Here is a 3,172-nt window from a genome sequence, read left to right on the forward strand (position 1 = left end):
GTCCTGAGGGACGGCCACCCCACCCGCTCGACCAGGGCCGTCCGGAATGGACGGCCCTTTCGCGTTTCCCACGGAACGGGCCCCCGCCCCGGACGGCCGCCACCACCGCCGTACCGAGGAGAAACCCGATGACGACCGCGACCAACGCGACGACCGCGACCAACGCGACGACCCCGTCCGTGGCCACCACCGCCACCTTCACCGCCGACCCGGCCGGCCACCGCGTCCTCACCGGGGACCGCCCCACCGGACCGCTGCACCTCGGCCACTACTTCGGCACCCTGCACAACCGCGTCCAGCTCCAGAACCAGGGCGTCGAGATGTTCGTCGTGATCGCCGACTACCAGGTCATCACCGACCGGGACATCGCCGACCGGCTCGCCGAGCACACCGAGAACCTCGTCCTCGACTACCTCGCGGCCGGCCTCGACCCCGACCGCGCCACGATCTTCGCGCACAGCGCCGTCCCCGCCCTCAACCAGCTGCTGCTGCCCTTCCTCAGCCTGGTCAGCGTCGCCGAACTGAACCGCAACCCCACCGTCAAGGACGAGATCGCGCACTCCCGCCAGTCCGCCGTCAACGGGCTGATGTTCACCTACCCCGCCCACCAGGCCGCCGACATCCTCTTCTGCAAGGCGAACCTCGTCCCGGTCGGCCAGGACCAGCTGCCCCACCTCGAAGTCGCCCGCACCATCGCCCGCCGCTTCAACGAGCGCTACCCGCACGTCGACGGCGGCACCGTCTTCCCCACCCCCCGCGCACTGCTCTCCGACGCCCCGCTGCTGCTCGGCACCGACGGCGGCAAGATGAGCAAGAGCCGGGGCAACTCCGTCCCCCTCGGCGCCACCGAGGACGAGACCGCCCGGATCATCCGCGGTGCCAGGACCGATGCCGACCGCCGGATCGACTACGACCCGGCCAACCGGCCCGAGGTCTCCAGCCTCGTCCTGCTCGCCGCGCTCTGCCAGGACCGCGCACCCGAGGAGATCGCCGAGGAACTCGGCGACGGCGGGGCCGCCGCGCTCAAGCGCACCGTCACCGACTCCGTCAACGAGTACCTCCGCCCCCTGCGCGCCCGCCGCACCGAACTCGCCGCCGACCGAGGCCACCTGCGCCAGGTCCTGCGCGACGGGGCCGAACGCGCCAACACCGTCGCCGACGCCACCCTCGACGAGGTCAGGAAGGTGATGGGGGCGATCTGAAGAACCGCCCCGCACCGTCGGGGCACCTCCGGCGTACCTTCGGCCCGAAGACGTCGGCTCGCGGACATCGGCCCGTCGAAACGGGGGCATATCGTCACCGGGCGGCCTCGACCACACCGAGGCCGCCCGTACCCGGCCTCCCCCGAAAGGCGTCCCGGCCCATGGACCAGCACCCGACCACGCCCGGCCAGGGTCTGACCCGCCCGCCGCACCTGCGCCCCGGCGACCACATCGCCGTCGTCGCCCCCAGCGGCCCGATCGACTCCCAGCGACTCACCGACGGCTGCGCGATCCTCCGCTCCTGGGGCCTGCGAGTCACCGTCGCCCCGCACGTCCTCGATGCCCACCCCACCCTCGGCTACCTCGCCGGCACCGACGCCGACCGCGCCGCCGACCTCCAGTCCGCCTGGCTCGACCCCACCGTCGACGCCGTCATCTGCGCCCGCGGCGGCTACGGCGTCCACCGCATGGTCGACCTGCTCGACTGGGACGCCATGCGCGCCGTCCCGCCCAAGCCGTTCATCGGCTTCAGCGACGTCTCCTCCCTCCAGGAGGCCTTCGCCCAGCGGCTCGGCATCGCCACCCTCTACGGGCCGATGAGTGCGGCCGGCTCCTTCATCGCCGACGGACCGACCGCCGAGCACCTGCGCCGCACCCTCTTCGAGCCCACGGCCACCACCGTGCTCACCTCACCGACCGCCACCGCCCTCGTCCCCGGCCGCGCCAGGGGCGTCACCGCGGGCGGCTGCGTCCACGTCCTCGCGGCCGAGCGCGGCACGCCCGCCGCCCGGCCCTCCTACGCCGGCGGCATCCTGATCCTGGAGGACGTCAACGAGCACCCGTACCAGCTCGATCGGCTCCTCACCCAGTTCCTGCGCTCCGGCGCGTTCGACGGGGTCGCCGGCATCGCGCTCGGCTCCTGGGACGGCTGCGGACGGCTCGACCGCGTCCGGGACGTCATGCTCGACCGCCTCGGCCCGCTCGACATACCCGTCATCTGGGAACTCGGCTTCGGCCACTGCCCCTCCACCCTGACCGTCCCGCTCGGCGTCCCCGCCGTCCTCGACGCCGACGCCGGCACCCTCACCCTGGAAGTGCCCGCTCTCGCCGAGCGGTGAGGCCCGGGCCGGCGGTGAGTAGGGTGCGGCCATGAACGAGGACCGCCTCACCGCCCTCGTCCTCGGCTTCCTCCGGGGCCCGGGCAGCAACGCCCGTACGATCCTCGGACTTGTCGGCCCGCCCGCCGCCGGCAAGTCCACCCTGGCCCGGCACCTGGTCGCCGAGATCGAACGTGCCGAAGGCCCCGGCAGCGCCGGGTACGTCCCGCTCGACGGCTTCCACCTGTCCGCCGCCCAGCTGGACCGCCTCGCCCTGACCCACCGCAAGGGCGCCCCCGCCACCTTCGACGCCCACAGCTACGTCGCCCTGCTGCGCCGCATCGCCGCCGACCGCTTCCAGGACATCTACGTCCCCGACTTCGACCGCACCCTCGACGAACCGGTCGCCGCCCGCCACGTCGTCCGCCCGCACACCCGCCTCGTCATCACCGAGGGCAACTACCTCGCCTCCACCGACACCCCGTGGCCGGAGGCCCGCCGCCTGCTGCGCGAACTCTGGTACGTGGACACCGACGACGCCCTCCGCGAGGAGCGCCTGCTCCGCCGCCACCGCGACGGCGGCCGCGACGAGGCCACCGCCCGCCACTGGGTGACCGGCAACGACCACCCCAACGGCGAGTACGTGAAAGCCGGCCGCGCCCTGTGCACCCGGACCGTCCCCGGCAGCGGCTTGCCCGTGACGCCGGCCAGGGGTAGTGTTCTCTAGTCGCTCGGCAGGGAGCACCGGACACGCATCGGCGCGGACGGTCCCGGGGCGGCCAATCCTTTTGAAACACCATTTCCTGGTTCGGGCTGGGTCGCGTCTTGTCGCGGCTTGGTTCTTATTCGGCGTGTTCGTTTTATTGGATTGCG

At 72.9% G+C, this 3,172-nt stretch carries 3 protein-coding genes; all 3 read left to right on the forward strand.

Going from position 1 to position 3,172, the window contains the following annotated elements:
• Positions 1-128: 128 nt before the first annotated feature.
• The 3 genes from trpS to ACFV61_RS21300 all read left to right on the forward strand — a co-directional run bounded on the left by trpS (position 129) and on the right by ACFV61_RS21300 (position 3,026).
• Positions 129-1,202, forward strand: a complete 1,074-nt coding sequence (trpS, locus tag ACFV61_RS21290; protein WP_380493300.1) for a tryptophan--tRNA ligase — start codon at positions 129-131, stop codon at positions 1,200-1,202.
• A gap of 161 nt (positions 1,203-1,363) precedes the next feature.
• The gene (locus tag ACFV61_RS21295) at positions 1,364-2,320 is read left to right on the forward strand and encodes an LD-carboxypeptidase (protein ID WP_380493303.1); all 957 of its coding nucleotides are present in this window, start codon (positions 1,364-1,366) and stop codon (positions 2,318-2,320) included.
• A 31-nt stretch (positions 2,321-2,351) separates the two neighbouring features.
• Complete coding sequence (locus ACFV61_RS21300) at positions 2,352-3,026, forward strand: nucleoside/nucleotide kinase family protein (RefSeq protein ID WP_380493306.1); 675 nt, start codon at positions 2,352-2,354, stop codon at positions 3,024-3,026.
• Positions 3,027-3,172: the final 146 nt, after the last annotated feature.

It is taken from the genome of Kitasatospora sp. NPDC059817 (assembly GCF_042731835.1).
In the GTDB taxonomy this organism is placed as follows: domain Bacteria; phylum Actinomycetota; class Actinomycetes; order Streptomycetales; family Streptomycetaceae; genus Kitasatospora.

Coding starts and splice junctions, on each gene's coding strand:
- trpS (WP_380493300.1), top strand. CDS start 129: ATGACGACCGCGACCAACGCGACGACCGCGACCAACGCGACGACCCCG.
- ACFV61_RS21295 (WP_380493303.1), top strand. CDS start 1,364: ATGGACCAGCACCCGACCACGCCCGGCCAGGGTCTGACCCGCCCGCCG.
- ACFV61_RS21300 (WP_380493306.1), top strand. CDS start 2,352: ATGAACGAGGACCGCCTCACCGCCCTCGTCCTCGGCTTCCTCCGGGGC.